The sequence below is a fragment of the Candidatus Nitrosotalea sp. FS genome, from assembly GCF_011319475.1.
Classification (GTDB): domain Archaea; phylum Thermoproteota; class Nitrososphaeria; order Nitrososphaerales; family Nitrosopumilaceae; genus Nitrosotalea.
In genome coordinates this window covers 854-2,337 of sequence record NZ_RCMC01000234.1, presented here as the reverse complement: position 1 = coordinate 2,337, position 1,484 = coordinate 854, and the positions used below count along the sequence as shown (strand labels likewise).

General features: G+C 40.7%; 1 protein-coding gene and 1 pseudogene. Both read left to right on the top strand.

Going from position 1 to position 1,484, the window contains the following annotated elements; translation table 11 throughout:
- Nucleotides 1-5 precede the first annotated feature (5 nt).
- A pseudogene (locus tag DYY66_RS16420) lies at nucleotides 6-1,184 on the top strand (6-bladed beta-propeller); the annotation flags it as partial.
- An 84-nt stretch (nucleotides 1,185-1,268) separates the two neighbouring features.
- Nucleotides 1,269-1,484 (top strand): HYR domain-containing protein (locus DYY66_RS16415; RefSeq protein ID WP_394352622.1); only part of this gene is annotated, 216 nt, incomplete at its 3' end.

The window sequence follows — 1,484 nt, the reverse complement described above, 5'->3', positions numbered from 1 at the left end:
AAGTTATGTATTCACAAGAGAAGTCAACAAGCCATTCTAATTTACCAGAATTGACCAAAATTGTAACAATTACTCACTTAGGAGATCTTTTTAGTATCTTGCAATTTGTTCGTGTTGAAGACTTACCCAGTTCTAATTGGGATTATGATACTAGTACTGTCAAGTACTTTCTTGACTATTCTTGGGCTACTACCTCAGCCCCATCATTTTCTGTACAATGGGGTACATACGGACTACAAAACACTGGTCAATTTGCATTTCCTCAAGGAGTGTCAGTTGATTCATCAGGAAATGTGTATGTAACTGATCTTGGGAATCGAAGAATAGAGAAATTTGATAACAATGGAAACTTTCTATTTACTTTTGGAACAAAAGGTAGCGGTGATGGCCAGTTCAATGCTCCTGCAGGACTTGCAGTAACAAGTGATTCAATCTATGTTGTTGACAATGCACAAAATAATATTCAAAAATTTGATAGCACAGGTAAATTTGTAACAAAGTGGGGTAGCCAAGGATCAAACCATGGCCAATTCTTACTTCCACAAGGTGTGGCAGTAGATCCTACAGGTGATGTTTATGTTGTTGATACGGGAAACAGCAGAGTCGAAAAGTTTGACAGCTCTGGAAAATTCTTGCTTAGTATTGGACAGAGTGGACTGGGTGATGGCGAGTTTCTTTCTCCGCGTGCAGTTGCTGCCGATTCACAAGGAAGTATCTATGTAGCTGATTCAGGTGGAAATAAAATAGAAAAATTCACAGAAGACGGTGTCTTTTTGAAATCTTTTGGTGGCTCAAGTGGCTCAAATCTTCAGACTCCACTTGGAATGTCTATTGATAAATCCGGAAATATCTTTGTTGCAGACACTGGAAATAACAGAATTGTAGAGCTTGATACCAACGGACATACTGTTACATCTTGGGGAAGCCAAGGCACAGGTGCTGACTATTTTGATACTCCACGATCCACTGCAGTAGACTCGAACGGAAATGTCTTTGTTGTGGATTCAAACAATAATAGAATTCAGAAATTTGTCCAGGCTCAGGCTTTACCTGCAACTACAACACCAACACAAACTGTCAACCAAACACAAACAACCACTCCTACACAACAAGTAGCAGCCGCACAAAACACTACTCAGGCAAATACTGTTAAAATCACTGCTCCTAATGATCACACTCCTCCGNCACAAACTGTCAACCAAACACAAACAACCACTCCTACACAGCAAGTAGTCACACAAAACACCACTCAGGCTAATACTGTCAAAATCACGGCTCCTAATGATCACACTCCTCCATCTATTACGGCTCCTGCTGACATGACAATTGAAGCAACTGGAATCTTGACACCAGTATCAATTGGCCAGGCTACTGGAACTGATGACAGCGGTATTGCTTCAATCACTAGCAATGCTCCATCAAAATTCCCACTAGGGATTACCATGATAACCTGGACTGCAATCGATAATGGAGGAAATGTGGCA